Annotated in this window: 26 protein-coding genes; 18 read left to right on the plus strand and 8 right to left on the minus strand. The window is 62.3% G+C overall.

Going from position 1 to position 26,054, the window contains the following annotated elements; translation table 11 throughout:
- The first annotated feature begins 196 nt into the window (after positions 1–196).
- The 3 genes from BFC21_RS06780 to BFC21_RS06790 all read left to right on the plus strand — a co-directional run bounded on the left by BFC21_RS06780 (position 197) and on the right by BFC21_RS06790 (position 4,578).
- The gene (locus BFC21_RS06780) at positions 197–1,528 is read left to right on the plus strand and encodes an MFS transporter (protein ID WP_088377527.1); all 1,332 of its coding nucleotides are present in this window, start codon (positions 197–199) and stop codon (positions 1,526–1,528) included.
- Positions 1,529–1,545: 17 nt separating this feature from the next.
- Positions 1,546–2,373, plus strand: coding sequence for an alpha/beta fold hydrolase (locus tag BFC21_RS06785; protein ID WP_088377528.1), 828 nt, complete (start codon positions 1,546–1,548; stop codon positions 2,371–2,373).
- A 75-nt stretch (positions 2,374–2,448) separates the two neighbouring features.
- Positions 2,449–4,578 (plus strand): FAD-dependent oxidoreductase, encoded by a 2,130-nt coding sequence (locus BFC21_RS06790; protein WP_120265839.1) that lies wholly within the window; start codon positions 2,449–2,451, stop codon positions 4,576–4,578.
- 180 nt (positions 4,579–4,758) lie between these two features.
- Here the strand turns inward: BFC21_RS06790 and BFC21_RS06800 are convergent, their stop codons facing one another.
- On the minus strand, positions 4,759–5,640 hold the full coding sequence (locus tag BFC21_RS06800) for a LysR family transcriptional regulator (protein WP_088377530.1): 882 nt from the start codon (positions 5,638–5,640) through the stop codon (positions 4,759–4,761).
- A 132-nt stretch (positions 5,641–5,772) separates the two neighbouring features.
- On the opposite strand from BFC21_RS06800, the gene BFC21_RS06805 reads away from it, so the two are divergent.
- Genes BFC21_RS06805 through BFC21_RS06815 form a run of 3 tightly spaced genes read left to right on the plus strand, consistent with a single transcriptional unit; the run spans position 5,773 to position 8,371 of the window.
- The gene (locus BFC21_RS06805; protein WP_095003675.1) at positions 5,773–6,471 is read left to right on the plus strand and encodes a CoA transferase subunit A; all 699 of its coding nucleotides are present in this window, start codon (positions 5,773–5,775) and stop codon (positions 6,469–6,471) included.
- Between the two features lie 32 nt (positions 6,472–6,503).
- Positions 6,504–7,163 (plus strand): CoA transferase subunit B, encoded by a 660-nt coding sequence (locus BFC21_RS06810; protein WP_016781136.1) that lies wholly within the window; start codon positions 6,504–6,506, stop codon positions 7,161–7,163.
- 26 nt (positions 7,164–7,189) lie between these two features.
- Complete coding sequence (locus tag BFC21_RS06815; protein ID WP_088377532.1) at positions 7,190–8,371, plus strand: acetyl-CoA C-acetyltransferase; 1,182 nt, start codon at positions 7,190–7,192, stop codon at positions 8,369–8,371.
- Between the two features lie 79 nt (positions 8,372–8,450).
- Here the strand turns inward: BFC21_RS06815 and BFC21_RS06820 are convergent, their stop codons facing one another.
- Complete coding sequence (locus tag BFC21_RS06820; protein WP_088377533.1) at positions 8,451–8,909, minus strand: helix-turn-helix domain-containing protein; 459 nt, start codon at positions 8,907–8,909, stop codon at positions 8,451–8,453.
- A gap of 122 nt (positions 8,910–9,031) precedes the next feature.
- On the opposite strand from BFC21_RS06820, the gene BFC21_RS06825 reads away from it, so the two are divergent.
- Both BFC21_RS06825 and BFC21_RS06830 read left to right on the plus strand, forming a co-directional pair.
- Complete coding sequence (locus tag BFC21_RS06825) at positions 9,032–10,246, plus strand: MFS transporter (protein WP_198344915.1); 1,215 nt, start codon at positions 9,032–9,034, stop codon at positions 10,244–10,246.
- A 135-nt stretch (positions 10,247–10,381) separates the two neighbouring features.
- Complete coding sequence (locus BFC21_RS06830) at positions 10,382–11,170, plus strand: ABC transporter ATP-binding protein (protein ID WP_088377535.1); 789 nt, start codon at positions 10,382–10,384, stop codon at positions 11,168–11,170.
- 3 nt (positions 11,171–11,173) lie between these two features.
- Here BFC21_RS06830 and BFC21_RS06835 read toward each other — a convergent pair whose 3' ends face one another.
- Positions 11,174–11,968, minus strand: a complete 795-nt coding sequence (locus BFC21_RS06835) for an IclR family transcriptional regulator (protein ID WP_371837093.1) — start codon at positions 11,966–11,968, stop codon at positions 11,174–11,176.
- Positions 11,969–12,191: 223 nt separating this feature from the next.
- Here BFC21_RS06835 and BFC21_RS06840 point away from each other — a divergent pair, with 223 nt between their 5' ends.
- The 5 genes from BFC21_RS06840 to BFC21_RS06860 all read left to right on the plus strand — a co-directional run bounded on the left by BFC21_RS06840 (position 12,192) and on the right by BFC21_RS06860 (position 18,638).
- A complete protein-coding gene (locus tag BFC21_RS06840; protein WP_088377536.1) occupies positions 12,192–14,282 on the plus strand; it encodes a TonB-dependent receptor in 2,091 nt (696 codons plus the stop codon).
- A 75-nt stretch (positions 14,283–14,357) separates the two neighbouring features.
- Entirely contained in the window at positions 14,358–15,677 is a 1,320-nt protein-coding gene (locus tag BFC21_RS06845) for an NtaA/DmoA family FMN-dependent monooxygenase (protein ID WP_088377537.1), read from the plus strand.
- Positions 15,670–16,557, plus strand: a complete 888-nt coding sequence (fepB, locus tag BFC21_RS06850; protein ID WP_162939291.1) for a Fe2+-enterobactin ABC transporter substrate-binding protein — start codon at positions 15,670–15,672, stop codon at positions 16,555–16,557. The genes BFC21_RS06845 and fepB overlap by 8 nt, the downstream gene beginning before the upstream one ends.
- Before the next feature lie 3 nt (positions 16,558–16,560).
- Positions 16,561–17,604 carry an iron ABC transporter permease gene (locus tag BFC21_RS06855; RefSeq protein WP_088377538.1) on the plus strand — a complete coding sequence of 348 codons (1,044 nt, stop codon included), beginning with the start codon at positions 16,561–16,563 and terminating at the stop codon, positions 17,602–17,604.
- A complete protein-coding gene (locus BFC21_RS06860; protein ID WP_088377539.1) occupies positions 17,601–18,638 on the plus strand; it encodes an iron chelate uptake ABC transporter family permease subunit in 1,038 nt (345 codons plus the stop codon). The genes BFC21_RS06855 and BFC21_RS06860 overlap by 4 nt, the downstream gene beginning before the upstream one ends.
- Positions 18,639–18,682: 44 nt before the next feature.
- Here the strand turns inward: BFC21_RS06860 and BFC21_RS06865 are convergent, their stop codons facing one another.
- Together BFC21_RS06865 and BFC21_RS06870 are read right to left on the minus strand one after the other, a co-directional pair.
- A complete protein-coding gene (locus BFC21_RS06865) occupies positions 18,683–19,357 on the minus strand; it encodes an MgtC/SapB family protein (protein WP_120265840.1) in 675 nt (224 codons plus the stop codon).
- A gap of 81 nt (positions 19,358–19,438) precedes the next feature.
- The gene (locus tag BFC21_RS06870) at positions 19,439–20,422 is read right to left on the minus strand and encodes a GlxA family transcriptional regulator (protein ID WP_120266691.1); all 984 of its coding nucleotides are present in this window, start codon (positions 20,420–20,422) and stop codon (positions 19,439–19,441) included.
- Positions 20,423–20,684: 262 nt separating this feature from the next.
- Here BFC21_RS06870 and BFC21_RS06875 point away from each other — a divergent pair, with 262 nt between their 5' ends.
- On the plus strand, positions 20,685–21,086 hold the full coding sequence (locus BFC21_RS06875; protein ID WP_016781154.1) for an MbcA/ParS/Xre antitoxin family protein: 402 nt from the start codon (positions 20,685–20,687) through the stop codon (positions 21,084–21,086).
- Complete coding sequence (locus BFC21_RS06880) at positions 21,086–21,763, plus strand: RES family NAD+ phosphorylase (RefSeq protein ID WP_016781155.1); 678 nt, start codon at positions 21,086–21,088, stop codon at positions 21,761–21,763. The genes BFC21_RS06875 and BFC21_RS06880 overlap by 1 nt, the downstream gene beginning before the upstream one ends.
- 39 nt (positions 21,764–21,802) lie before the next feature.
- Here BFC21_RS06880 and BFC21_RS06885 read toward each other — a convergent pair whose 3' ends face one another.
- The 3 genes from BFC21_RS06885 to BFC21_RS06895 all read right to left on the minus strand — a co-directional run bounded on the left by BFC21_RS06885 (position 21,803) and on the right by BFC21_RS06895 (position 24,087).
- On the minus strand, positions 21,803–22,405 hold the full coding sequence (locus BFC21_RS06885) for a hypothetical protein (protein ID WP_088377541.1): 603 nt from the start codon (positions 22,403–22,405) through the stop codon (positions 21,803–21,805).
- A 109-nt stretch (positions 22,406–22,514) separates the two neighbouring features.
- Complete coding sequence (locus BFC21_RS06890) at positions 22,515–22,739, minus strand: hypothetical protein (RefSeq protein WP_088377542.1); 225 nt, start codon at positions 22,737–22,739, stop codon at positions 22,515–22,517.
- A gap of 16 nt (positions 22,740–22,755) precedes the next feature.
- Positions 22,756–24,087, minus strand: coding sequence for a PLP-dependent aminotransferase family protein (locus tag BFC21_RS06895; RefSeq protein WP_088377543.1), 1,332 nt, complete (start codon positions 24,085–24,087; stop codon positions 22,756–22,758).
- 85 nt (positions 24,088–24,172) lie between these two features.
- Between BFC21_RS06895 and BFC21_RS06900 the strand changes: the two genes are divergently transcribed.
- From BFC21_RS06900 to BFC21_RS06910, 3 genes are read left to right on the plus strand one after another with little or no spacing between them, the layout of a single operon-like run.
- A complete protein-coding gene (locus BFC21_RS06900) occupies positions 24,173–25,153 on the plus strand; it encodes a threonine dehydratase (protein WP_088377544.1) in 981 nt (326 codons plus the stop codon).
- Between the two features lie 14 nt (positions 25,154–25,167).
- Positions 25,168–25,623, plus strand: coding sequence for a GNAT family N-acetyltransferase (locus tag BFC21_RS06905; RefSeq protein ID WP_120265841.1), 456 nt, complete (start codon positions 25,168–25,170; stop codon positions 25,621–25,623).
- Positions 25,624–25,649: 26 nt separating this feature from the next.
- Entirely contained in the window at positions 25,650–26,051 is a 402-nt protein-coding gene (locus tag BFC21_RS06910; protein WP_088379486.1) for a hypothetical protein, read from the plus strand.
- The last annotated feature ends 3 nt before the right edge of the window (positions 26,052–26,054 follow it).

Here is a 26,054-nt window from a genome sequence, read left to right on the forward strand (position 1 = left end):
TGTCTGAAACACCGAACCCAAAGGGTTTCACGACGGCTTCGCCGCCGGACGCAGCCTTCGTTCCTCGGCAGCTGCTACAACTTGCATCCCCAGAGAGATCCTGTGCATGACCGGCTGGTCTAAATGGACGATGTTCCCCTGCCCCCCTTCGTGGAATAACTCCCCCCACTAGAACAAAAAACCGGGAGAGCCCACCGTGTCCATACCCTTGCGCCCCACCTGGCGAACCCATTACGCACTCGGCGTCTTGGCTGCCATCTATATCTTCAACTACATAGACCGGCTGCTGATGGCCATTTTGATCGAGCCGGTCAAAGCCGAGTTCGGGATCTCCGATACCGGTATCGGCCTGCTTTCAGGCGTGACCTTTGCCGTGTTCTACACTCTGTTCGGCTTTCCACTGGGGCGCCTGTCCGACCGTATCGGGCGCAAGAAGGTGATTGCCTTCAGCTGTATCGCCTGGAGCGTGATGACCATTTTCTGTGGCTTCGCCGCCAGCTTTGCCATGCTGGTGGTAGCGCGTATCGGGGTGGCCATCGGCGAAGCCGGGGGGACCGCACCGTCAATGGCGATGGTCTCCGACCTGTACCCGCCCGAGCGCCGCTCTACCGCCCTGTCGGTATTGATGCTGGGCTCAAGCCTGGGGGCGATATTTGGTCTGGGCCTGGGCGGCTGGATCGCCCAGCATTACGGCTGGCGTTTCGCATTTGTGGTGATCGGCGCGCCGGGAATTTTCCTCGGTCTGCTCCTGCTGCTCACTGTGCGCGCGCCCAAACCGGCACGGTTGGTAAGTCCCAGTCTGGTGGCGCAAGACCACTGGGCGGTCACGGTGCGCCAGTTGTTCCAGACGCCGTCCTTTTTCTGGCTGGTCTGCACGGGCGGCTCTGCGGCCATTGCCGGTTATGCCATCGGCACCTGGAGCCCGAGCTTCCTGATCCGCTCCCACGGCTTGAGCCTGCAGGACGCCGGGCTGCTGGCCGGGGTCGCAGGCGGCGCCGGGGCAACGTTCGGCACCCTCACCTGCGGCATCTTGTGCGATCGCCTGGCGCGCCGTGACAAGGGCTGGCAAATCGGCGTGCCGTTGCTGGGTACGCTGATCAGCATTCCCTTTGGCCTGGCCTATTTTCTGTGGCCGGTGGGCACCGCGTTTTATGTGGGCAACACCCCCGTGCCCAGCGCTTTTCTATTTTATGGCGTGTTCAGCTTCTTCGGCACCTGGTGGGCAACACCTTGCCTGGGGGCGATTTCCCATCTGTTTCCGGCCACGCGACTGGCGCAGGCCACGGCGATTTTCGTGATGGCCATGACCCTGCTCGGGGTCGGCGTCGGGCCGCTACTGATCGGCATGCTCAGTGACGGCTTCGCCCATACCCTGGGCAACGAAGGCCTGCGCTATGCCCTGGCCTCCTGTGTTTCGCTGCTGGTCCTGGCCTCGGTGTTTCTGGCCTTGGCCCTGCCGCGCTATCGCAACCACCTGATGAACAAGACCCCGACCCCAGCACCGCTGGCTGACGCGGCCACTGCCTGACAACTGGAGATTGAGTGATGACCGAACAAGACCTTCCCCTGCCCATCGGCCACTTTGTGACACTGGACAACGGCCTGCGCCTGCACTTTCTCGACGAGGGCAGCGGCCCGGTCGTATTGTGGCTGCATGGCAGCGGCCCGGGCGCCAGCGGCTACAGCAACTTCAAGGGCAACTACCCGCAGTTTGTCGCTGCCGGGTTTCGCAACCTGGTGGTGGATTTGCCGGGTTTCGGCCGCTCCGACAAGCCGGAAGATGTGAACTATGACCTCGAATTTTTCGTTAACACCCTGTCGGGCTTTCTCAAGGCCGTAGGCGTCAAGCGCGCCACCCTGCTCGGCAACTCGTTGGGCGGGGCGATTGCACTGGGCCTGGCGCTGGCGGAGCCGGAGCGCGTCGAAAAGCTGATCCTGATGGCCCCCGGCGGTGTTGAAGAGCGCGAAACGTACTTCAAGATGATCGGCATTCAGCGCATGGTCGAGCTGTACAACGCAGGCCCGCTGGGCATCGAGCAGATGCGCCGGATCATGAGCCTGCAACTGTTCGACAGCTCGCAACTGGACGACAACCTGCTGGCCGAGCGCGTGGCCGTGGCCCTACACCAGCCGCGCAATCTGTTCAGCACCATGCTGGTGCCCAACATGACCGAGCGCCTTGAAGAACTGCAGGCGCCGATCCTCGGTTTCTGGGGCACCAACGACAACTTCAACCCCGCCACCGGCGCGCTGAAAGTACTGAACCACGCGCCCAATGCGCGTTTTATCATGCTCAACCAGTGCGGGCACTGGGTGCAGGTTGAACACCGTGAGCTGTTCAACAAGGCGTGCCTGGAGTTTTTGCGCAGTTGAGGTCAACCCGTATCAACTGCGGCTGCCTGCGGGCAGCCGCAGCCCCTTCCAACACCCGCTCGGGCTGAAATAACAATGACAAAATACCCTCAGTTGCTGGCACCTGGTCGCATCGGTTCGATGGAACTGCGCAACCGCATCATCATGGCGCCGATGGGCTCCAATTTCGCCGAGGCCGACGGCCGTTGCGGCGAACGTATCCAGGCCTATTACGAAGCCCGTGCCCGTGGCGGTGCCGGGCTGCTGATCATGGGCGTGTGCTCGGTGGCGTTCCCGGCCGGCACCGCCGAGCCATTCCAGGTCGGCGTGTCCAGCGATGACTTTATCCCCGGGCTCAGTCGCCTGGCCGAACGCGTGCATCAGCACGGCGCCAAAATCGCCATGCAGTTGCAGCACGCGGGCAAGACTGCAGTGCGCGACATGGCTGAAGGCCGGCAACTGTGGGTGCCTTCGGTACCGCCCGTGTTGCAAAGCGACATGATGGCCGCATTGACGCCTGAAGAGCTGGCCAACTTTGTCAGCTCCATGAAACGCCGCGCCGAAGGCTCGCCGATCCGGGTGATGGACAGCGCCGATATCGCGCAGATGATTGACTGGTTTGCCTGTGCAGCCGATCGCGCCAGGCGCGCCGGTTTCGACGGTGTGGAGATCCACGCGGCCCACGGCTACATCATCGCCGGCTTCTTGTCGGGCTATTACAACCAGCGTGAAGACGAATACGGCGGCACGCTGGAAAAGCGCGCCCGGCTGTTGCTGCAAATCATCGCGGCCATACGGGCCAAGGTCGGCCATGAATTTGCCGTGTGGCTGCGCCTGGACGCCGAAGAGTTGCACACCCCCGGCGGCATCAATCTTGAAGACGCCAAAGCCGTTGCGCGCCTGGCAGAGGCCGCCGGGGTAGATGCCGTGAGCGTATCGGCCACTGCGCGAATCACCAGCGGCGTGGTGTTTACCGAGGCACCATTGGTACACAAGCCCGGCGGTTATCTGGAATGGACCGCCGCCCTCAAGCGCAGCGTACAGGTGCCGGTGATTGCCGTGGGGCGCATCGAGCCTGAAGTCGGTGAAGCAGCCCTCAAGCGTGGCGACTGTGATTTTATCGCAATGGCGCGCAAGTTCCTGGCCGACCCCGACTTGCCCAACAAGCTGCTCCACGATCAGGAAGCCAGCATCCGCCCATGCATCTACTGCTATGTGTGCGTGAGCCAGATTTTTATCAACGAACGGGTCAAGTGCGCGGTCAACCCCATGACCGGCCATGAGTTCGAATACGTGATCGGCCCCACGGCCACGCCCAAACATCTGGTGGTGGTCGGTGCCGGGCCGTCGGGCATGGAAGCCGCCCGCATCGCCGCCTTGCGCGGCCACCGCGTGACCCTGCTTGAACGCAGCGACCGCCTCGGTGGCACGCTGTTTTTTGCAGGTCTGGCCTATGCCGAAAATGCGCGATTACTGGACAACCTCAAGGTGCAGGTGCAGCAGTCGGCGATAGATATCCGCCTCAATACCCAGGCCAGCCCTGCCCTGCTGCGCGACCTGGGCGCCGATCAGGTGCTGGTGGCCGTCGGTGCCGAACGCGCAGCCCCGGCGATTCCCGGTGCCGATCAGGACCATGTGTGGAGCGGCGACGAACTGCGTCGCCTGATGACCGGCGACCGCGCTGAAGACATCGCCAAACGCAAACTGTCCTTCACCCAACGGGCGATGATAAAAGCCGGCAGCCTGACCGGTATCACCGACAGCCGTGAAGCCATGGAAAAACTGTCACGGGTATGGATGCCGCTGGGCAAGCGCGTGACCATTATCGGTGGCGGCCTGGTGGGCCTGGAGCTGGCGGAGTTCCTGATTGCCCGCGGGCGCCAGGTGACCGTGCTGGAAAGCGGTACCCACCTGGGCCGCGAACTGGCGATTGTGCGCCGCTGGCGGGTGCTGCATGAGATTCGTGTGCATGGCGGCCAGCTGATCACCGGAGCCAGCGTCAGCGCCATTGACGGTCATTGCGTGCGCTATCAACTGGCCGATGGGACCTCGGCGCAGAGCGAGGCCGACTCCGTGGTGCTGGCTATCGGTGCCCAGCCCGATACCGGACTGCTCGACGAGCTGACCCGGGCGGGCCTGAGCGCCAGCAGCATTGGCGACTGCCACAGTATCGGCTACATCGAAGGCGCCATCAGCGCCGGGCACAAGGCCGGGCGCGAAGCCTGATCCGCTAGCCCCTTCAGGGTTTTGCGAGCGACATACTTTTTCTGTGGGAGCCGGGCTTGCCCGCGATGCAGGCACCTCGGTCTGTCTGGATGAGCGAAGTGCTGCCATCGCGAGCAAGCCCGCTCCCACAAGAGCGGGTTGTTGCACATGTTTGCTGTTGCCGTGGCGACGAAAGCAGGCTCACCAGGGCGTTTCAAGCAAACAGTCAAACATCGCCTGGGCCGCGGCAGACAGCTCATGGCCGGGCTTGGTCAACACCCCGATGGCCCGCTCCACCACCGGCTCATGCAGGGTGATGCAGCATGCACCGAGTTCACGCATCTGCTCGGCGCACAAGGCTGGAACCACACTGACCCCCAGCCCGCAGGCGACCATGCGCCCCACCGTTGCCAGTTGATGGCTTTCAAAATCCACCGGCAGTTTCATCTGCTGGGCCTGCAAGTGTTCCTCCAGCATGACCCGCACGGCTGAAGGCCGCTGCAAGGTGATAAAGGGCTGCTGCAGCAAGGTCTGCCAGTCAATCAGGGTATGCCCGGCCAGCGCTGAGTCACGCGGCACCACGGCGACAAAACGGTCCCTGTACAACGGGGTAAAGGTCAACGAAGAACCCGGCGCGGGCTCGAAAGCCACACCCAGTTCCACTTGCCGATCGCCAACCAGCTCCAGCACCTGCTCATTGATCACGTCGTTGACTGTGACATTGACCTTGGGGTAACGCACACGAAAATCCTTGAGGATCGACGGCAGCAAATTACCCGCGAACGACGGGATGGCCGCCAGGGTCACGCGTCCACGTTGCAGGGTAAAGCGCTGACGTATCTCGTCCTCGGCGTTGTCCCACTCAGCGATCAGGCGCCGGGCCAGGGGCAGCAGCGACTCGCCTTCAGGGGTCAGGGCCACATTGCGCGTGGTGCGGCTGAACAGGCGCCCGCCCAGGCCTTCCTCCAGGGCCTTGATGGTCAGGCTCAGGGCCGACTGCGACAAATGCAGGCGCTGGCAGGCCACCGCAAAACTCAAGCTCTGGGCCACGGCAAGAAAGGCGCGGATCTGTTTGACGGTCATCCCATAGCCTCACGCTGATTAATTTGTTTTATCTATTAATTCACCTCAAAAATCAACTTAACAAAACAATCACCGGCAGTAACACTGCTGCAAACGGCTGACGACAGCCCACTAACAATAAAAGAGGTGCATATGGCTGGTTTCGACAAGTGCGTGGCGACCTACGAAGAGGCGCTGGCCGGGCTCAAGGACGGCATGACCGTGATTGCCGGCGGCTTTGGCCTGTGCGGCATCCCGGAGAACCTGATCAACGAGATCAAGCGCCAGGGCATCCGCGATCTCACCGTGGTCTCCAACAACTGCGGCGTTGACGGTTTTGGCCTCGGTGTGTTGCTGGAGGACCGCCAGGTCAGCAAGGTGATTGCTTCTTATGTGGGTGAAAACGCCTTGTTCGAGAAGCAATTGCTCAGCGGCGAAATTGAAGTGGAACTGACCCCGCAAGGTACGCTGGCCGAAAAAATGCGCGCTGGCGGTGCTGGCATCCCGGCGTTTTTCACCGCGACCGGGGTCGGCACCCCCGTTGCTGACGGCAAGGAAACCCGCGAGTTCAAAGGGCGTACCTATTTGATGGAAGAGTCCATCACCGGCGACTTTGCGATTGTCAAAGGCTGGAAGGCTGACCGCTTCGGCAACGTGATCTATCGCCATACCGCGCAAAACTTCAACCCCCTGGCGGCCACGGCCGGCAAGATCACCGTGGTCGAAGTCGAAGAAATCGTCGAGCCCGGCGAGCTGGACCCGACGCAGATCCACACCCCCGGCATCTACGTCGACCGGATCATTTGCGGCACGTTTGAAAAACGTATCGAACAGCTCACCGAGCGCGCCTGATCCCCTTCCCCCAGCTCTGACGGAGTACCCACATGGCACTTTCCCGCGAACAAATGGCCCAGCGCGTCGCCCGCGAAATGCAGGACGGCTTTTATGTAAACCTGGGGATCGGTATCCCCACCCTGGTCGCCAACTACATCCCCGAAGGCATGGAAGTCATGCTGCAATCGGAGAACGGTCTGCTCGGCATGGGCGCCTTCCCCCGCGTCGGTGAAGCGGACGCGGACATGATCAACGCCGGCAAGCAAACCGTGACGGCCCGCACCGGAGCCTCGATTTTTTCTTCGGCCGAATCCTTCGCGATGATTCGCGGCGGCCATATCGATCTCACCGTACTCGGTGCCTTCGAGGTCGACGTACAGGGCAATATCGCCTCCTGGATGATCCCCGGCAAACTGGTCAAGGGCATGGGCGGCGCGATGGATCTGGTAGCCGGCGCAGACAATATCATCGTCACCATGACCCACGCCTCCAAGGACGGCGAGTCCAAACTGCTGTCGCGTTGCAGCCTGCCACTGACTGGCGCAGGATGCATCAAGCGCGTGCTGACCGACCTTGCCTATCTGGAGATCGAAAACGGCGCCTTCATTCTCAAGGAGCGCGCCCCCGGCGTCAGCATTGACGAGATCGTGCGTAAAACCGCAGGCAAGTTGATCGTTCCGGAACATGTCCCGCAAATGCAGTTCGCTTGAGCCGCCCATTTTTCAGGAGAGATTTGATGCAAGACGTCGTTATTGTTGCCGCCACCCGTACTGCGATAGGCAGCTTTCAAGGCTCACTGGCCACTGTCCCGGCCGCCGAACTGGGCGCTGCGCTGATCCGTCAGTTACTCGCGACAACTGGCCTGAAGGGTGACCAGGTGGATGAAGTGATCCTCGGCCAGGTGCTCACCGCAGGCTGCGGGCAGAACCCGGCACGCCAGGCGTCGATCCTTGCCGGCCTGCCCAACACGGTTCCGGCACTGACCCTCAACAAGCTCTGCGGTTCGGGCCTCAAGGCCTTGCACCTGGCTACCCAGGCCATTCGCTGTGGTGATGCCGAGGTGGTGATCGCCGGGGGCATGGAAAGCATGAGCCTGGCCCCCTATGTGCTGCCCGCAGCCCGTACCGGCTTGCGCATGGGCCACGGGACGATGCTCGACAGCCTGCTGCACGACGGCTTGATGGATGCCTTCAACGATTACCACATGGGCATCACCGCCGAGAACCTGGCAGACAAGTACCAGTTGAGTCGCGAACAGCAGGACGCGTTTGCTGCCGCCTCGCAACAAAAAGCCAGTGCGGCAATCGAGTCCGGGCGCTTCGCTGACGAAATCACGCCGATTCTGATCCCTCAGCGCAAGGGCGACCCGCTGTCGTTCGAAGTCGACGAACAGCCCCGCGCCGGGATCACCGCCGAGTCCCTGGGCAAGCTCAAGCCTGCGTTCAAAAAGGATGGCAGCGTCACCGCCGGCAACTCGTCGACCATCAATGATGGCGCCGCTGCCGTGATCCTGATGAGTGCCGACAAGGCCAAGGCGTTGGGCCTGCCCGTGCTGGCCCGTATCGCTGGTTACGCCAACGCCGGGGTCGACCCGGCAATCATGGGCATCGGCCCGGTCGCGGCCACCCGCGCATGCCTGGGCAAGGCTGGCTGGAACATCGACCAGTTGGACCTGATCGAAGCCAACGAAGCCTTTGCCGCGCAATCATTGGCCGTGGCCAAGGAACTGGAATGGGACATGAACAAGGTTAACGTCAACGGCGGTGCCATTGCCCTGGGCCACCCGATCGGCGCCTCGGGTTGCCGGGTGCTGGTAACGTTGTTGCACGAGATGATCAAGCGCGATGCGAAAAAAGGCCTCGCGACCCTGTGCATCGGTGGTGGCATGGGCGTGGCCCTGGCCATCGAGCGCGACTAAACGCCAAGGGTTCAAACGGCCAGCACGCAGCCCCACGATAGCCAAGTGCTGGCTGGCAGTACACCCGGCGTGACCTCGGTTACGCCGGGTTTTTTTTCACCCGGGTTTGCTCGGGGGCAATCACCTGCCCTTGCGCAGTCACCGGCTGCATCAGGCCCAGCGGTTGGCCAGTGGTGCTGTCCACCAGCTGCGAATGCGCCTCGTGGGGGGCAAACAGATGCTGCTCGGCCCATTGACGAAACGCCACGACCACCGGGAACAGGCTCTGGCCTTTCGCCGTCAGCACATACTCCTGATACGAGGTGCCATCTGATGCGGGTCGCACGTCGAAAATCCCGGCTTCCACCAGATTCTTCAGGCGGTTGGTGAGCACGCTGCGCGCAACGCCCAGACCACTCTGGAAATCCCCGAAGCGGCGAACGCCATCAAAGGCATCACGCACGATCAACAATGACCAGCGATCGCCGATCAAGTCCACACCCCGGGCCACCGGGCAGGCTGGGGCAGTCGAGGCAAAATCAGTAAGCGGCTTGGCCATGCAGGCTCCTCTGGTGAAACGGGATGTCAGGGTAACGTCGAGCAACGAGTTTCATTTTAAGACTGGCTGGCCTAGAATGAAACCAGTCTTAATTCGAGACTAGCTTGCCGAGAGGTCCGCCCGTGCCATGTCATCATCTTCACCCGGTCAATACCGCGGCTTCTCCCGCACTGGTGGGGCTGTTTGCCTGCGCCAGCGGTTTGAGCGTAGCCAATGTTTATTACGCCCAACCCCTGCTTGACCAGATAGCCGCCGACTTTGCCATCAACCCGGGCGCAGCAGGTGGCGTGATGGCTGCAACACAGGTCGGCAGTGTGCTGGCATTGCTGTTAGTCGTGCCGCTGGGTGACCAACTGAACCGCCGCACCTTGATGCTGGCCCAGATCGGCGCCCTGGTTGCGACGCTGGTTTGTCTCGGCATCACTGGCTCTGCGGCGATCATGCTGCTGGCCATGATGATGGTTGGGCTGCTGGGCACCGCCATGACCCAAGGCCTGATTGCCTTCGCCGCCACCGCAGCACGGCCACAGGAACAGGGTCGGGTGGTGGGCACGGTTCAGGGCGGCGTGGTCATCGGCCTGCTGCTGTCACGGCTGGCGGCCGGGTTGATAAGCGATCTGGCCGGGTGGCGCTGGGTCTATCTAGGCTCGGCGCTGGTGATGGCCGCGCTGGCCCTGATCCTGTGCAAAGTCTTGCCATCACAGCGGCCCACGGCGGCACCGATGGCCTATCCCAAGTTAGTGCTCTCGATGTTTGTGTTACTCAGGAACGATCGCGTGCTGCAAATTCGCGGCATGCTCGGCCTGTTTATTTTCGCGGTACTGGGTATTTTCTGGAGCGCACTGGTGTTCCTTCTGACTCAAGCCCCCTATGAGTTCTCACATACCATCATCGGCACCTTTGGCCTGGTCGGTGTCGCGGGCGCACTGGCAGCCTCACGCGCAGGGAGCTGGGCGGACCAAGGCCTGGGCCAAAGAACAACCGGTGCGGCCCTGGGGTTGCTGATCCTGGCCTGGGCAGCCTTGTGGCTGGCCCCTTGGTCGCTGCTGTGGCTGGTGATCGGCATTGTCATCCTCGACCTTGGCGCGCAGGCCGTGCATGTCACCAACCAGAGCATGATTTTCAGCAGCCCGGGCCACTCCCACAGCCGGGCCGTGGGCTGCTACATGCTCTTCTATGCCGTCGGCAGCGGATCGGGGGCGCTGGCCTCCACGGCCGTGTATGCCTCATTCGGCTGGAACGGCGTATGCCTGCTCGGCGCCGGCGTGAGCCTGACTGCCCTCGGATTCTGGGCAGCCACATTGCGTCATGCCCCCGCAACGGCCCTGCCCGCGTAGTCGTACAGGTCGGCCGGCCCTGTCACATTCGCTCACTCATACGGACCGCGGCAGCACTCGCCTCCGTTCCGTATTGCGGAACAAATTCCATATGAGTGATACTGGCCAGCTCACCGACGCCAGGAATCCTGACTGATGCCCCATCGCCTGCATGCCGATGCCGTAACCCTTGGCTACGATCAGCGCACCATTTCCACCGACCTCAGCGTCAACATTCTCGATGGCTCGTTTACCGTGATCGTCGGCCCTAATGCCTGTGGCAAGTCCACCTTGTTACGGGCGCTGTCGCGCCTGCTGGTGCCCTCAAGCGGGCAGGTGTTGCTCGACAACACGCCGATCCATGCATTGCCCGGCAAAGAGGTGGCGCGTCGGCTCGGCCTGCTGGCGCAAAGTGCTACAGCGCCGGATGGCATCACCGTGGCCGATCTGGTGGCGCGCGGTCGTTACCCGCATCAGTCTTTTCTGCGCCAGTGGTCACCGGCCGACGAGCAAGCCGTGAGTGCTGCAATGGCTGCGGCCCGGGTCAGCGAGCTGGGCGAACGCCTACTGGACGAGTTGTCGGGCGGCCAGCGCCAGCGGGTCTGGATTGCCATGGTGCTGGCACAGCAAACACCGATCCTGTTGCTGGACGAGCCCACCACGTTTCTCGATATTGCCCATCAGATCGAACTGCTCGAACTGCTCGCCCGGCTTAACCGCGAAGGCCGCACCATCGTTGCCGTGCTGCACGATCTCAATCAGGCCTGTCGCTATGCCTCGCACATCATTGCGATGAAAGACGGGGCCATTGTCGCCCAGGGAGCGCCAGTCGAGGTCTTTACCGAAAGCCTGGTCGAACGGGTATTCGGCCTGGCGTCGCTGATTATCGCCGACCCGGTGACCGGCACCCCGCTGGTGGTGCCCAAGCCCCGGGTGCCTGCCTAGGGCTTACTCGCCACCCTGCCAGGGCAAGCCACCGGTGGACTGGTTGACCCGGTGGGCAGCGTGGAACAGTGCCTGGCGGTCTTCAGGTGTCTTGAGCTGGCCCAGGTCGGTCACTGTGGTCATTACGCACACCAGCTCGCCCTGGGCATCAAACACCGGTGCGGCCTGGCCGGTGACATTGGACAGCAAGTGGCTGGTCAGTTCTGCCCAGCAACGCTGGCGCACCTCGTCCAGTACCGCCCTGGTTGGCGGCGTGCCGCGAAAATGCGCCGGTTGCTGCTTGCGCGCGGCATCAATGGTGGTTTTCGGCAACCAGGCCTGAAACACCAGGCCACAGGCGGTGTTGTCCAGCGGCAGGATATCGCCCAATGCCAGCGGGCTGATGGAAAAATAGGCACTGCGGTACCAGCGCACCAGCGTCGGCCCGCGGTCGGTCCAGATCGCCACACCACCACTGGCCGCATGTTCATGGGCCAGTGACTTCATGTGTTGGGCGGCAATTTCCACCGCATCCACGCGCTTCAATGCGCCGATGCCGATGCTCAATGCCGCCGGGCCCAAGTCGTACAAGCCACTGGCCGGATCCTGCTTGGCCAGCCCTTCCTTGACCAGACTTTGCAAATATCGATGAGTCGTCGAACCGCCGGTTTGGGTGCGTCGCGCCACTTCGCCCAAGGCCAGTTCGCGTTCGGCGCTGGCCAGCACATTGAGAAACCGCGCTGCAATCGCCACCGACTGGATGGTGCCCGAGCGCTTTTCGCTCGGGGTGTCCGGGGCATCGTCATCCGGTGCCTTCAGGTTTTTCAAGGGTTCTCTCCTCGCCACTGTCTCGCGGCTGTTTCTCAATAGGCATCAATCGACGCCGCGCATGATACCGGCTTTGGCTGGCGTCGCCTGCGACAAAATCCAGCATATAGCACGCCAACAAATACCACATAGAGGAATCAATTCTTTATTGAGGAACGTGATAGCCACATGCTACGATCGCCATAACGCGGATCATTCTCATTTGGAGCATCTCTTGAAGGCCTACTCCCCCCGAAAGCTGACGTGCGGTTTCAGCGTACTGACCCTGTCTACCCTGCTTGGCGCCAGCGCCGCGCTGGCAGACGAAGCGCTTGCTGGCGATAAAAAACAGGCACTGGTGTTCGAGCCGATTACCGTGACGGGCGAAAAGCTCGAACGTGACCTGAAGAACACGGCTTCGTCGGTAACGGTTATTTCGGGGCGCGAGATCGACGAGCAAAAAACCGGCGACTCCACCGTGCATGAAGTGCTCGAAGGCGTACCCAACGTCATCTATACCGATACCGTTGGCGCGCCGGTGATTCGCGGCATGGACAGCCAGGGGCCAAACAATGGCCAGAACGTGTTCTGGGGCGGCACGGTACCCCGCGCTACCATCAACCTGGACGGCCACTACCTGAACTACAACGAGATGTTCTTCGGGGCCACCTCGGTTTGGGACCTGGACAATATCGAGGTGTTCCGCGGCCCGCAGACCACCTCCCAGGGTGCCAACGCGATTGCCGGGGCGATTATCGTCAACACGAAAAACCCCACCTTCAGCCCCGAGGCGCTGTACCAGGCCGAGATCGGCAACTACAACCACAAGCGCACCTCGATTGCCCTCTCCGGCCCGCTGATGGGCGAAGACCTGGCCGGGCGCCTGGCAGTGGACTACTCGGCCCGCGACACCTTTATCGATTACACCAGCCCCAACTTCCAGAAGGGCAAGACTGATCAGGACTTCAGCGCACTCAATGCCCGCGCCAAGCTGCTGTGGCTGCCGAGTTCAATGACCGGGCTGGAGGCAAAGCTCACCCTGGCCCACAACGACAGCAACCGCCCGAGCCAGGAATCAGCTTCCAAACCCTTCCACAAACTGGACCACATCACCAACACCATGCCGTCCTGGGAACAGACCACCAACACCGGGATCCTGGATGTCAGCTATGACTTCGACAACGGCATCAAGCTGTTCAACCAGGCGCAGTACTCCCACTCCAGCGTCAAGCGCTACACCGGTATCGCGGGCCAGGGTGATGCGGATATCAAGCAAAGCAATATTTCCAACGAAACCCGCCTGGTGTTTGGCGACCAGCACAGCGAGTTCAGCGGAGTCAGCGGGGTCTATGTAGCCCGCACCAAATCCGACGAATCGCTTTTACTCTCCGGCCTGTCGAGCTTTGATGACACCAAGGAAAACTTCGGCCTGTTCGGTGAGTTGAATTACCGCCTCAACGACCGCTGGACCCTGAGTAGCGGCCTGCGCTACCAGCAAGACCGCATCGACCGCCAGGGCACATCGGTGCTGGCACCGGGGGCGCTGGATTATCAGAAAACCTTCTCGGCCTTTTTGCCCAAGGTGTCGCTGGCCTTTGCCGCTACCCCGGACTGGACACTGGGCGCCATGATCAGCCGCGGTTATAACCCGGGTGGCATGTCGCTCAACCTGAGTACCCGCCAGTGGCAGGACTTCAAGGAAGAATCGGTGTGGAACTACGAACTGTTTACCCGCGCCAATCTGCTGAATGACCGCCTGATCCTGAGCGCCAACCTGTTTTACATGGACTTCAAGGATGCCCAGTACAACATCCCCGTGGTGGTCTCCCCGGGTATTGCCCAGTCCTACACCATCAATGCTGAAAAAGCCCACGGCTACGGCCTGGAGCTGGGCGCCGACTATCAGCTACTCGACAGCCTCAAGCTGCGCGCCAGCCTGGGCACGCTGCGCACCCGCATCGACAAGATCTCCAGCAACGAGGCGTATCAGGCCAACGAATTCGCCCGCTCGCCGGGTTACACACTGAGCGTTGGGCCGAGCTGGGACATCACCGAAAAAACCAATCTGTCGGTACAGGTGCGTCATTACGACGGCTACTACTCCGACACGGCCAACAGCAAAAGCCTGACCATCGACTCCTACACCCTGACCGATGCACGCATGAGCCATCGTTTCAGCGAGGCCGTTGAAGTGTATGGCTATGTGAAAAACCTGTTCGATGACCGCTCCGCCATTTATATGCAGCAAAACCGTGGCATTGGCGGCCTAGAGGCGAGCATGACCACGCCGCGCATGTTCGGCATCGGGGTCAAGGGCGCGTTCTGAGCCTTTGCCTGCCCATGAACGGGCGGCCCCGTGGCGGGCTGCCCTGGTTTTTTTTCAAGCTGGAAACCTGCATTTATGAGCACCCACAAACACCTGCATATCGGCCTGTCGCTGGCCCCTACCTGGTTGAGCGGCGATGGCTGGAGACGGGAAAACAGCAATATCGAAGAGATTTTCACCGCGGACTACGCCATCGATCTGGCGGTGCGCGCCGAAGCCGCGCACCTGGATTTCGTGTTTCGCCCCGACGTCAGTTGCATGCCCATGCACATGCTCGACAGCGGCTCAGGCTTTGCCAGCCTCGACCCCACCGTGCTGCTCGCTGCCGTGGCCCGGGAAACGTCGCATATCGGTCTGGTGTCCACGGTATCGACCACCTTTTTTCCGCCTTATGTGGTGGCCCGCCAGCTGCAATCGCTGAACTGGGTGAGCCGTGGCCGCGCCGGCTGGAATATCGTGACCGCCCTGCAGGGCCACGAAAACTTCGGCCTGGAGCAAATGCCCAGCGCCGAGGAACGCTATGAGCGCGCCGCCGAATTCACGTCGGTGGTGCAGCAACTGTGGGCCAGTTTCCCCAACGCGGCATTGAAGATCGACCGCGCCAGCGGCCACTATGCTGACGTGTCCCAGGTGCATGCCATCGACCATGACGGCAAGCACCTCAAGGTCAAGGGGCCGCTCAACCTGCCCGCCTACCCCGGCCCGCGCATCCCGCTGATCCAGGCAGGTGCATCGGCATCGGGGCGCGACTTTGCCGCCTCGGTGGCAGACCTGGTGTTCGCCCCGACGCCCGACAAGGAAGCCGCTTTGGAACTGCGTCGCGATCTCTCGCAAAGGGCCCTGCGCCACGGCCGCGACCCCGCGGGGATTCGTCTGCTGCCTGGCCTGAGCCTGTACCTGGCCGCCACCCGCGAAGAGGCCCGCGCCCTGTTTATGCAAACCCACGCGCGGCTGGACAAGCCGCGCAAGCTGGCGTCGATCAAGGACATGATCGGCCTCGACCTGACTGACTGGCCCCCGGGCCGCCCGGTGACCCGCACCGACCTGCCAGCTGTAGCGCCCGATGCCGGCAGCCGCACCCACAACAGCCTGCTGCGCCGCCTGATCGAGCGTGAATCCCTGACCCTCGAGCAGTTGCTGCTGCGCCCCGAGGTGATCTCTGCAGCCCATTGGCAAGTGGTGGGCACGGTGGAGGACGCCCTGGAGCAGATTATCGACTGGGCCCACAGCGGTGCGATTGACGGTTTCATTGCCGCCCCGGGCGGCTCGGTGGAGTCGGTGCATCTGTTTCTTCAACAGCTGATGCCGCGTCTGGTGCAGGCCGGGCTGTTCCGCGAGGGCTACAGCGGCGCGACCTTTGCCCATCACCTCAATGAGGGCCGCGAGCATGCTTAGAACACTTACCCTGCCCCTGGTCGCGCTGCTGTTGACGGGGCTGGCCCATGCCGCCGACAAACCGCAACGCATCGTCTCGACCACCCCCAGCGTGACCGGGATCTTGCTGGCAATAAATGCACCGGTGATTGCCACCGCCGCTGCCGCACCCAGCCGCCTGACAGATGCCAAGGGATTTTTCCGGCAGTGGGCCGAAGTCGCCGACCAGCGCGCCGTGCAAGTGCTGTACCCCAACCTGCAGTTTGATCTTGAGGCCGTGATCGGCTGGGCCCCTGATCTGCTGGTGGTGTCGGCCACCGGTGCCGACAGCGTGCTGCAGCATCAGGCCGAGCTTGAGGCCCAGGGCATCAATAGCGCCGTGGTCAATTATTCCAATCACAGCTGGCAGGAAATGGCCGTCGAACTGGGCAAGGTCACCGGGCTAGAGCAGCAGGCTCAGGATGCGATCCAGCGCTTCGATGCCTACACCCTGAAGGTCGCCTCAGGCCTGACCCCGCCCCCGGGCACGGTCAGTGTGGTGGGCTACAACATTGCAGGCAGTTATTCGGTAGGGTTGCCCGCCAGCCCCCAGGCACGCTTGCTCAGCGCACTGGGGTTTACCGTGGCGGGCTTGCCTGACGCGCTCAAGGATCAGGTGCGGCGCAGCTCGGACGTGGGTTTTATATCCCGCGAGAACCTGTCCCGGGCCATCGCCGGTGACAGCGTGTTCCTGCTCGGCGGCAGTGAAGCCGATGTGCAGGCGTTTCTCGCCGACCCGGTACTGGCCAATCTGCCTGCGGTGCGCAACAAACAGGTGTACCCACTGGGGGTCAGTTCGTTTCGCATCGACTATTACTCGGGCAAGCAGATGATCGATACCGTCGCACGGAGTTTTCCCTGAGTCATGGCCCTGTCTCTTCAGCGAACCGCGTTACGGTCCAAGCAGCCACACCGCAAACGCCTGCGCGGCCTGGTGGGCGGCCTGGTATTGCTGGCACTGATGGTGGGGCTGAGCCTGGCCCTCGGCTCACGCCCCCTGAGCCTGAACCAGGTCCTTGATGCGCTGGGCACCTATGATCGGCAAAACGACGTCCACCTGATCGTGCGCGAGCTGCGTATCCCGCGCACCCTGGTGGCGATCCTGGCCGGGCTGGCGCTGGGGGTGGCCGGAGCGATCATGCAGGCGGTCACGCGCAACCCGCTGGCCGAGCCAGGCCTGCTGGGTATCAATGCAGGTGCTGCACTGGCAATCATCATAGGGGCGGCCGCGTTCAATCTGGTGACGCCACTGGCCTATGTGGGATTCGCCTTTATCGGCGCAGGGCTGGCAGGGGTCACGGTGTTTATCATCGGTCAGGCCCATGCCGGCACCTGCAACCCGGTGCGCCTGGTCCTGGCCGGAGCCGGGCTGTCGATCATGCTGGTATCGGCCACCGGCATTTTTATCCTCAATGCCCCTGCCGACGTCTTCGACCAGTTTCGCCATTGGGCCTCCGGCTCCCTTGAGCGCAGCGGGCCGCAAGCCGCGTGGGTGCTGCTGGCGGCCGTGATCCCGGGCGGCGCCATCGCCATGGCGATTGCCGGCAACCTCAATGTGCTGGCGCTGGGCAAGGACATGGGCCTGGCCCTGGGCGCCAGCCCGCGTTCAACCTGGCTGCTGGCGTGCCTGGCAGTGATGCTGCTGGCCGGCGCGGCCACCGCGGGCGCCGGCCCAATCGGTTTTGTCGGGCTGGTGGCACCGCATATCGCAAGGTTGCTGGTCGGCCCGGATCAACGCTGGATCCTGCCCTATTCCGCTCTGTATGCCGCCATCCTGCTATTGGCAGCCGATGTGCTCGGGCGCGTGGTAGTGGCCCCGTCCGAAGTCGCAGCAGGGATCATCGCCCTGTTGCTGGGCGGCCCGTTCTTTATTGCCGTGGTACGCAAGTACCGATTGAGCCAACTATGAAAACTGCCCTGCCTGCGGTCATCCGCTTTGCTTCATGTTCACTGCTCTGGCGCCCGCGAGTGATGCTGATCGGCACGCTATTGATGGTCCTGACCCTGTTGCTGGGTCTCATGCTGCTGGGCGTCGGCACGCTGGCGCTGAGCCCCGGCGAAGTGCTGGCCAGCCTGTTCGGAGCGGGCGACAACCCCACCGCCGAGCGGGTGATCTGGCGTGTCCGTTTACCCCGGGTACTGACAGCTGTCTGCGTCGGCGCGGCGTTGGGCATGGCGGGGTCGATCTTCCAGTCCATCTCGCGCAATGCCCTTGGCTCGCCGGACATCATCGGTTTTACCACCGGAGCGGCCAGCGGTGCGATTGTGCAGATCATCCTGTTCAATGCCGGGCCGCTGGGCACCTCACTGGCCGCGGTGCTCAGCGGCATATGCACCGCTGCCCTGGTCTTTGTGCTGTCGATGAAGGGCCGCACCAGCGGCGGCTACCGCCTGGTGCTGGTGGGCATCGGTGTTGGCGCGATGCTGACCGGGCTCAACACCATCCTGCTGGTGACCGGCGATCTCGACCAGGCCATGACGGCGCAGCTGTGGCTGTCCGGCTCGCTCAACACCCGCACCTGGGCCCATGTGCTGCCAGCGGCGCTGGGCCTGGTGCTGATCACCCCCGTTGCGGTCTACCAGGCCCGGCCACTGAACCTGCTGGAAATGGGCGACGACACCGCCAGCCAACTGGGCGTGAGTGTTGAACGCTCGCGCCTGCTCATGGTGATGGCGGCGGTAGGCCTCACGGCCATTGCCACGGCGGCGGCCGGCCCCATCAGCTTTATCGCCCTGGCAGCGCCGCAACTGGCCCGCAGGCTGACCGGTTCGCCCGATATCCCGTTGCTGACCGGTGCGGTGATGGGGGCCTTGCTATTGCTGGTGGCCGACCTGATCAGCCAGCGTTTCACCCAGCACCTCAACTTGCCGATCGGGTTGACTACCGGCTTGCTGGGCGGGCTTTACCTGCTGTGGTTGCTGGCCGGCAGTCGCAGGCTTTAACGCTGGCGCAATCGCATGGCGCCCGCCTGCAGTACCCCGTTCAATCAATGGGGGGCCGGTTCTTCCCTGACCTCTGGAATCGTCAATATGCGCTTGAGCAACTCGGCGGTCTCAACCCGACTGGTTTTCTTGAACTCGACCGTGACGCTTTCAGTGCCCATCTGCGGCCCCTGCTCGACCAGCACCTGCTTGAGGCGCACGGCATCTGCGCCCAAAAACGCCTCAAGACTCTGACGATTGAGCACACCCGTCGGCGCTACCAGCTTGATCACATGGATCTTTATGTAATCGCGATAGCGGTGTTCGATCGGCCCGATGGCGATCAGGATGGCCAGAATCAGCACGGTCGCAGCCACACCCAACACATACATGCCGCCGCCAATCGACATGCCGATGGCCGCCACTGCCCACAGGCTCGCCGCCGTGTTCAACCCCTTGATCACCTCGCCGCGCATCATGATCGAGCCGGCCCCGAGAAAGCCGATGCCGGTGACAATCTGCGCAGCAATCCGCGAAGGGCCCAGTTGCGTGCCCGGTTGGGTCAGCGCCTGCTGAAAGCCGAAGGCCGACACGGTCATAAACAAACATGCGCCGGTCGCCACCAGCATGTGCGTGCGCAAACCCGCCGTCCAGAATTGATGCTCGCGCTGCAAGCCAATCAGGCTGCCAAGCACCGCTGCCAACAACAAACGGCCAATCATTTCCCATTCTGAAATCATGCCAATCCCTCGAACCAGAGCATCTGCCTGCGCAGTAAGTGCCCACAGCATAGTCAAGGATCGGCACGGTGCCGGGCCGTGCTATTTAACCAGGCGCACTTCCTTGGACGGTCGATAGCCGAAATAGGCGCTGTAGCACTTGCTGAAATGGCTGGGCGAGACAAACCCGCAGGCCACCAGTACCTCCACTTGCGACAGCTCGGTGTGCTGCAGCAACCGGCGCGCTTCGGTGATGCGCAATTCCAGGTAATAGCGTTGCGGTGTGGTGCCCAGTTGTTCCTTGAACAGGCGCTCAAGCTGACGCCGGGAACGGCCGACATAGACCGCCAGTTGCTCAAGCTCCAGGGGGTCTTCGAGGTTGGCGTCCATCAGTTTGACCACTTCGCGCAAGGGCGCACTGACGCAGATATTTTCCGCCGGCTTGATCCGTCGGTAGCGCGATTCCTCAAACGCCAGAATGTCCTCGATGCCCTCCACCAGCGCCTTGTCATGCAGGCCCTTGATCCAGCCCAGCGCCATCTGGAAGGCTCCGGCGGGGCTGGAGGCCGTCAACCGGTCACGGTCGATGACATAGGGTTCGCTGGTGACCTGCGCCGCCCTGGCCACTTCTGCCAGTGCCGGACGATGCTCGGGGTGGATTGCACAACGATAACCGTCCAGCACCCCGGCGCTGGCGAGAAACCAGGCGCCGTTCCATAGCCCGCCCAACATGATGCCCTCCCGCGCAGCAGCCCTGAGCAGGCCGATCAACTCATCGTGGACCTTCAACTCGGTGCGGTAGCCGCCGCAGATCACCAGCAGGTCCAGTTCGTGGATCATCGCCGGATCGATACAGGCATCGGGGCGGATCACCAGGCCCAGGTCGCTGACCACCTCACTGTCGCCCAAGCCATAGGTGCGCGAAGAAAACAAACCGGCACGCAGCAGGTTGGCGGTGACGAGGGTGTCCAGTGCCTGGGTGAAGGCCGGCAGCGAAAAATGCTCCAGCAACACAAAACCGGTGCGCACCTTGGGTCCCGGTTCAATGGCGCCGTCTTTGAGATAGCGAAGGTTCTTGCCCTTCATGCCAGTGCTGAATTGACGTCGTTCGGTCAAGATCCGATCCGTTTCTTGAGTAGGTGTAAGGCGCCATCCTAACCGGCGGCAGGCCAAAAATCTCCTGGCATGCCCTTGCCCTTGCCTGATTTGACCCGTGGTTGGGCACATCCCCCTCGGAGCAAAATCACCCACTGCCCGGCTTATCGGCTAAACATTCAGTTACGGATGATTTCCTTGAAATAATACATATCTGGAGTAGGCTGAATTTATAGACCCTGTGGAGGCCGTCATGCAGCTAGTCGCCCATAACCCTGAACCGGACATCACCAGCGGTGATGCTGGCCGTGTTGCCCTGACCTTTTTCTTCAATCTGATGGAGCATTGGGGCTGCACCAAGGACCAGCAGTGCACCCTGCTTGGCGCCATTGGCAATACCACCTACTTCAAATACAAAAAACTGCCGAACGTGCGCTTGCCCCACGATACCCTGGAGCGCATTTCGTACTTGATGGGCATTCACAAGGCACTGCGTATCCTGTTCAGCAACACCCCGGAACGGGCCTACCAATGGGTACACAAGCCCAATACCGCAGCGCCCTTCAATGGCCAGAGCGCCCTGGGCTACATGCTCGCCGGCCAGGTGGTCGATCTGGCGGATGTGCGCCGCTATCTGGATGGTGTGCGCGGCTGATGCCTGATGCAGTGCTGCCTGAATGGACCAGGGCTTATCGCATCGTCAACAGCGCCTTCCCGCCCATTTCAGTGTTTGAAGACACCCTGGACCCGGCCGACCTGGAGATCGCCTTTGTCCTTGAAAGCCTCACCAATGACCGTCTGCGTGACCAGGCTGGCGTCCTGCAGCGGGTAAAGCCGCAAGACCGGTTGTGCGGCGAAGGGTCGACACCCGTCATGGCCGCCTTTACCCATATTGGCCGGGCCAGCCGTTTTACCGATGGCACTTATGGTGTGTACTACTGCGCCAGCAGCGTCGAGGCGGCCATTGCTGAAACCTGTTTTCACCAGGAGCAGTTCTGGCGGGCCACCCGCGAGCCCAGTATTGAAATCACCTTGCGGACCTATATCAACCGCGTGGTACAACCGATGATCGATATACGCGGCGTTGCCGACCTGCACGATCCCTCACCTGCCCGTTATGGCCTGAGCCAGGATTTTGCCCGGCCACTGCGTGCAGAAGGCGCCTGGGGCCTGCTGTACAACAGCGTACGGCTGAGCGGCCACGAGTGCGTGGCAGCGTTTCGCCCTCCGGCGCTTTCGCTACCGGTGCAGGGCCAGCATTTTCGCTATGTGTGGGATGGCAAGGCGCAGGCAATAGCCTGGGTACTGCAGCTCAGCGAAGTGCCGAGGTAAGGCCAGGGCGACATGAATGCCACCGCCCCGGCTCAGGTGTTACAAACCATCCGTTGGCTTGAGCGTGCGCTCGGCAATAGCCTCAGCGCTTTTTTCCTGCCAGACCGGCCAGTACTCCGCGCGCTTTTTCTCGACGCTGGCCTTGACCCGCTGGTACCAGGCCAGGGATTTCGGCGAGTTGGTCACCAGGTCGGTGTCTTCGACCCAGTCCTTGAAGTTATTGGACTTCAAGCTGTGGGCCGCATCCGGCTCATTGCTGATCGGCCACAGGGAAAACCGGGCCTTCCACAAGCCCATGCGCGGCGTAACCAGCGCGTAGTAGGTTTTGCCAGCCACCAGGTCGGCCTCCATAAAGTCAGCCGCTTCGGACACCACCATAAAGGTGTGTTTGCCCGGGGTGGTCGGGTGGGCGATCTTGGTGCCATTGGCCATTACGCCGATAAAACGGGTTTGACCATCGGTCACGTCATACAGCGAAGAGACAATGGCTTTGCCGGTATAGGCATCGCGCATAAACACCACTTGTGCCATGTCGGGGCTCGGGGCCTGCACCGCCTGGTCGGCTACCGGGGCCATCGGGTTGCTGGCGCAACCGGCCAGCAACAAGCTGCCCAACAGGGTAAAGATATAAAACACGCGCATTTACAGCTCCTTTGAATGGCAACATCCTGACCCGACACCTGTCGGGCCCGCGGCATTATCGGCACATCTTGCCCCCGCCACCAACCGGAACATTGACCGCGATCCCCACTCACAGGGTGTATTGCTTGAACAGTTCCTCCTTGATAATCAGCAACGCATCTTCGTAGTAACGCTCGCCGCGCGCCTCACTGAGCAATACCGAGCGCACACTGCCCTCGCCTTCGGCGGGCGTGTGTTCGCACGTCAGGTAAAACTCGGCGGTGTCGGGCTTGAATTCCAGGTAATAGAACAGCTCGCGACCTTCGCGGTGCCAGTAGCCAATTTCTCTGCGCATGGGGGTCCTTGGATAGTCAGGGGTGTTGCAGGCATGCAATCCGCTGCAGCGCCACTTTCAGCACCTGGGCGCTGGCAGCCGCCGTCAGGCTGATGCGCACCGCATGGCTTGGCGTGGATTTAACCGCAAAAACATCCGCGGGCACCACCTCAACCCCAACGGCACGACAGGCTTCGGCACCGCCTGCCAGCGTCACCCAGATATGCGGCGACGGCGCGTCTGCCGGGGCCATTGCCGGCCCCAGCAGTTTTTTTGCCAGGCGCCAGCGCCGGGTCACTTCTCCGGTTTGCCACTGCAGCCGCGCTTGCGCAGTGCCATCACTGATCCATTGGCAGGCGATAGCCAGGCACAGCGGCGATATGCCCCAATGCGCCGACTGCGCATAAGGATCGATACGCGCCAGTACAGACGGGCTCGCCACAATCCAGCCCAGGCGCACGCCCGCCGCCACAGTCTTGGACAGGCTGGTGATCAAGACTCCCAGCTCGGGCATATAGCGGTACAACGGCGTACTGGCGGTCAGCGCACCGTATACATCGTCTTCAATCACCTGCACACCGTAATGCCGGGCGATCCGGGCAATCGCCTGTTTGCGTTCACTGCTCATCACCGCCGCGGTGGGGTTTTGCAGGGTCGGGGTCAGCACGGCAACCCGCGCCCCGGTGGCACGAATCATCCGCTCGAAGTCCTGCGCCAGGATCCCCTCACCGTCCATCGCCACCCCCTGCATGGGCAAGCGCAACTGCGCACAGGCGGCCTTGATCCCCGGCGCGGTAAAGGCTTCAACCAGTACGGTATCGCCCGCCTGGCACAACGACAGCAGCACGGTAAACAACCCTTGTTGGGCACCGGTGCAGAGCATGATCTGCTCCACGTTCACGTCCAGCCCGCGCCCCTTGAGCCAGGCCGCGCCCTGGACCCGCGCCAGCAGCAGATCGGCAGCACTCAGATAGCCCTGCAAGCGAATCGCCTGGCGACTGTCGAGCAACCAGGTCAAGGCTTGCGCATCCTGCTCGCCAAGGGGGTCGATGGCGGGTACGTTGGTGCGCAGGTCGGTACGGCTGGCCTGCTCATCGGCGTGTTGCAGCCTGAACAGGGTCGCCTCCTGGCTGCCCGCCAGCACATAGGTGCCACGCCCCACCTCACCCGCCACCAGATGCCGCCGCGCGGCCTCGCGATATGCCTGCATGGTGGTGCTGGGGTTCCAGCCCAGCGCCCAGGCCAGACGCCGCTGAGGGGGCAAGCGCGCTCCGGGCTGCAGTTCGCCACAAGCAATGGCCCGGGTAATGGCATCGACCAGCGCCAGGTAGCGTGGCTGGTCCGTGTCGGTGAGCGTCGGTATCCACATTTATTGTTGGCCATGCAATATAAGGGTCGGCCCATACAATGCGTTGTGCCTAGAATCGAGTCAAATCCCTCGATGACGGTGCGCCATGTTTGACTTGAATGCCCTTCGCCTTGCCGCCCATACCGTACACCAGACCCTGGCGCCAACCCCCCAGCTGGCCTGGCCTTTGCTGACCGAACGCATGGGTTGCACGGTGTGGGTCAAGCATGAAAACCACACCCCCACCGGTGCCTTCAAAGTTCGGGGAGGCCTTTTGTATGTGCAGGGTTTACTGGCCCGCGAGCCAGGCACCACAGGTTTGGTCACCGCCACCCGCGGCAATCACGGGCAAAGCCTGGCGCTCGCGGCCCGCAGTGTGGGCCTGCCGATCCATATCGTGGTGCCGCAAGGCAACTCGGTTGAAAAAAACGCCGCTATGCGGGCGTTGGGCGCAACCGTGATTGAATGCGGCCAGGACTTCGATGAAGCGCGGGCCGAAGCGGCGGCATTGGCGCAAACCCGGCAATGGCACCTGGTGCCGGCCTTTCATCCTGACCTGATCCGCGGCGTCGCCACCTATGCGCTGGAACTGCTCGAAGCCGTCGAAGAGCTGGACACGGTGTATGTCCCCATCGGCATGGGTTCGGGGATCTGCGGACTGATCCAGACCCGCGACCTGCTGGGCCTGAACACCGAGATTGTCGGGGTGGTGTCCAGTCACGCCGATGCGTTTGCGCAAAGTTTTGAACAAGGCCGCGTGGTGTGTACCGACTCTGCACGCACGTTCGCCGATGGCCTGGCGTGTCGCCAACCGTTGCCTGAAGCGCTGGATATTATCCGCAAAGGCGCGGCGCGAATCATTCGGGTCACCGATCAGCAGATCGCCCACGGGATTCGGGTCTACCATGAAACCACCCACAACACCGCCGAAGGGGCCGGGGCCGCAGCACTGGCCGGGTTGATCAGCGAGCAGTCGCGCCAGCAAGGCCGCCGCGTGGCGCTGATACTCAGCGGTGCCAATATCGATCGCCAGCTCTACGCCTGGGTGCTGGCCGACGGGGCTGGCACGGCGGCCCAACCGCACTAAAGCAAGGAGCCTGTATGCAGTGCCTGATTCGCCGTGCCCTGCCAGTCGATGCCCAAGCCATCAGCAACGTGGTGATCGCCGCCTTACGTGAGTCCAACGCCCGGGACTATGCCCCGCAGGTGATCAGCGCGGTCGAGCAGCACTTCTGCCCGACCTCGATCCTGAAGCTGATGCAACAACGCCAGATGTATGTAGCCGTACTCGAACAGCAGGTCGTGGGCACTGCCAGCCTGGATCAGGCGGTGGTGCGCAGTGTGTTCGTCAGCCCCACCCACCAGGGCCGTGGCATAGGCCAGCAATTGATGGCGCGCCTCAAGGATGCCGCCATTGCTGCGCAGATTGCAGAATTGCGGGTGCCCTCCTCGCTGACGGCGGAGTCTTTCTATGCACAACTGGGCTTTGAGAAAGTCCGCGACGAGTACCACGGGGCCGAGCGTACGGTGATCATGGCCCTGCGTCTGGACGACTAAAACCCGGGGCAGCTATGCTGAACGTCATGACGCCTTCCGTGACGCTTCGTTCACCCTGCCCACCCGGCGCCTGCATCTGCGAGCGGGAACAGCTGTTGGCAGCACCTGACAGCGACCTGCGGATCTTCAGCCTCACGCGCCAGGCCGAGAAAGTGCTGCTGGAGCGGCTGGAAAACATACAAAGCCTCAGCGACCTGGAACATATGCAGCGGCGCATGCATGAGCAATTGGGCATTGAGGTGCTGATCGACCCCGGCCATACCGAAGTGCGCACCATGCGCGGCATTGCCATCCGCCTTGCCGAGCAGCCGGGGCTGTGCCGTAAAACCCGCCAGGCCATTCCGGCTGCCATCCGCCGCGCCCTGGAAAAACGTCCCGAAATTGCTTACAAACTGCTGGATGGTCATGGCTTGTTGCGAGACAGCTAAATT

Source organism: Pseudomonas sp. TMW 2.1634, from assembly GCF_001703595.1.
Classification (GTDB): Bacteria; Pseudomonadota; Gammaproteobacteria; order Pseudomonadales; family Pseudomonadaceae; genus Aquipseudomonas; species Aquipseudomonas fragi.

What these genes read in the sequence shown, in the direction of transcription:
- BFC21_RS06830 (WP_088377535.1), top strand. Translation starts at nt 10,382, where the DNA reads ATGCCCCATCGCCTGCATGCCGATGCCGTAACCCTTGGCTACGATCAG.
- BFC21_RS06805 (WP_095003675.1), top strand. Translation starts at nt 5,773, where the DNA reads ATGGCTGGTTTCGACAAGTGCGTGGCGACCTACGAAGAGGCGCTGGCC.
- BFC21_RS06860 (WP_088377539.1), top strand. Translation starts at nt 17,601, where the DNA reads ATGAAAACTGCCCTGCCTGCGGTCATCCGCTTTGCTTCATGTTCACTG.
- BFC21_RS06815 (WP_088377532.1), top strand. Translation starts at nt 7,190, where the DNA reads ATGCAAGACGTCGTTATTGTTGCCGCCACCCGTACTGCGATAGGCAGC.
- BFC21_RS06810 (WP_016781136.1), top strand. Translation starts at nt 6,504, where the DNA reads ATGGCACTTTCCCGCGAACAAATGGCCCAGCGCGTCGCCCGCGAAATG.
- BFC21_RS06820 (WP_088377533.1), bottom strand. Translation starts at nt 8,909, where the DNA reads ATGGCCAAGCCGCTTACTGATTTTGCCTCGACTGCCCCAGCCTGCCCG.
- BFC21_RS06865 (WP_120265840.1), bottom strand. Translation starts at nt 19,357, where the DNA reads ATGATTTCAGAATGGGAAATGATTGGCCGTTTGTTGTTGGCAGCGGTG.
- BFC21_RS06800 (WP_088377530.1), bottom strand. Translation starts at nt 5,640, where the DNA reads ATGACCGTCAAACAGATCCGCGCCTTTCTTGCCGTGGCCCAGAGCTTG.
- BFC21_RS06890 (WP_088377542.1), bottom strand. Translation starts at nt 22,739, where the DNA reads ATGCGCAGAGAAATTGGCTACTGGCACCGCGAAGGTCGCGAGCTGTTC.
- BFC21_RS06905 (WP_120265841.1), top strand. Translation starts at nt 25,168, where the DNA reads ATGCAGTGCCTGATTCGCCGTGCCCTGCCAGTCGATGCCCAAGCCATC.
- fepB (WP_162939291.1), top strand. Translation starts at nt 15,670, where the DNA reads ATGCTTAGAACACTTACCCTGCCCCTGGTCGCGCTGCTGTTGACGGGG.
- BFC21_RS06900 (WP_088377544.1), top strand. Translation starts at nt 24,173, where the DNA reads ATGTTTGACTTGAATGCCCTTCGCCTTGCCGCCCATACCGTACACCAG.
- BFC21_RS06885 (WP_088377541.1), bottom strand. Translation starts at nt 22,405, where the DNA reads ATGCGCGTGTTTTATATCTTTACCCTGTTGGGCAGCTTGTTGCTGGCC.
- BFC21_RS06790 (WP_120265839.1), top strand. Translation starts at nt 2,449, where the DNA reads ATGACAAAATACCCTCAGTTGCTGGCACCTGGTCGCATCGGTTCGATG.
- BFC21_RS06870 (WP_120266691.1), bottom strand. Translation starts at nt 20,422, where the DNA reads ATGAAGGGCAAGAACCTTCGCTATCTCAAAGACGGCGCCATTGAACCG.
- BFC21_RS06855 (WP_088377538.1), top strand. Translation starts at nt 16,561, where the DNA reads ATGGCCCTGTCTCTTCAGCGAACCGCGTTACGGTCCAAGCAGCCACAC.
- BFC21_RS06910 (WP_088379486.1), top strand. Translation starts at nt 25,650, where the DNA reads ATGACGCCTTCCGTGACGCTTCGTTCACCCTGCCCACCCGGCGCCTGC.
- BFC21_RS06785 (WP_088377528.1), top strand. Translation starts at nt 1,546, where the DNA reads ATGACCGAACAAGACCTTCCCCTGCCCATCGGCCACTTTGTGACACTG.
- BFC21_RS06875 (WP_016781154.1), top strand. Translation starts at nt 20,685, where the DNA reads ATGCAGCTAGTCGCCCATAACCCTGAACCGGACATCACCAGCGGTGAT.
- BFC21_RS06845 (WP_088377537.1), top strand. Translation starts at nt 14,358, where the DNA reads ATGAGCACCCACAAACACCTGCATATCGGCCTGTCGCTGGCCCCTACC.
- BFC21_RS06880 (WP_016781155.1), top strand. Translation starts at nt 21,086, where the DNA reads ATGCCTGATGCAGTGCTGCCTGAATGGACCAGGGCTTATCGCATCGTC.
- BFC21_RS06895 (WP_088377543.1), bottom strand. Translation starts at nt 24,087, where the DNA reads ATGTGGATACCGACGCTCACCGACACGGACCAGCCACGCTACCTGGCG.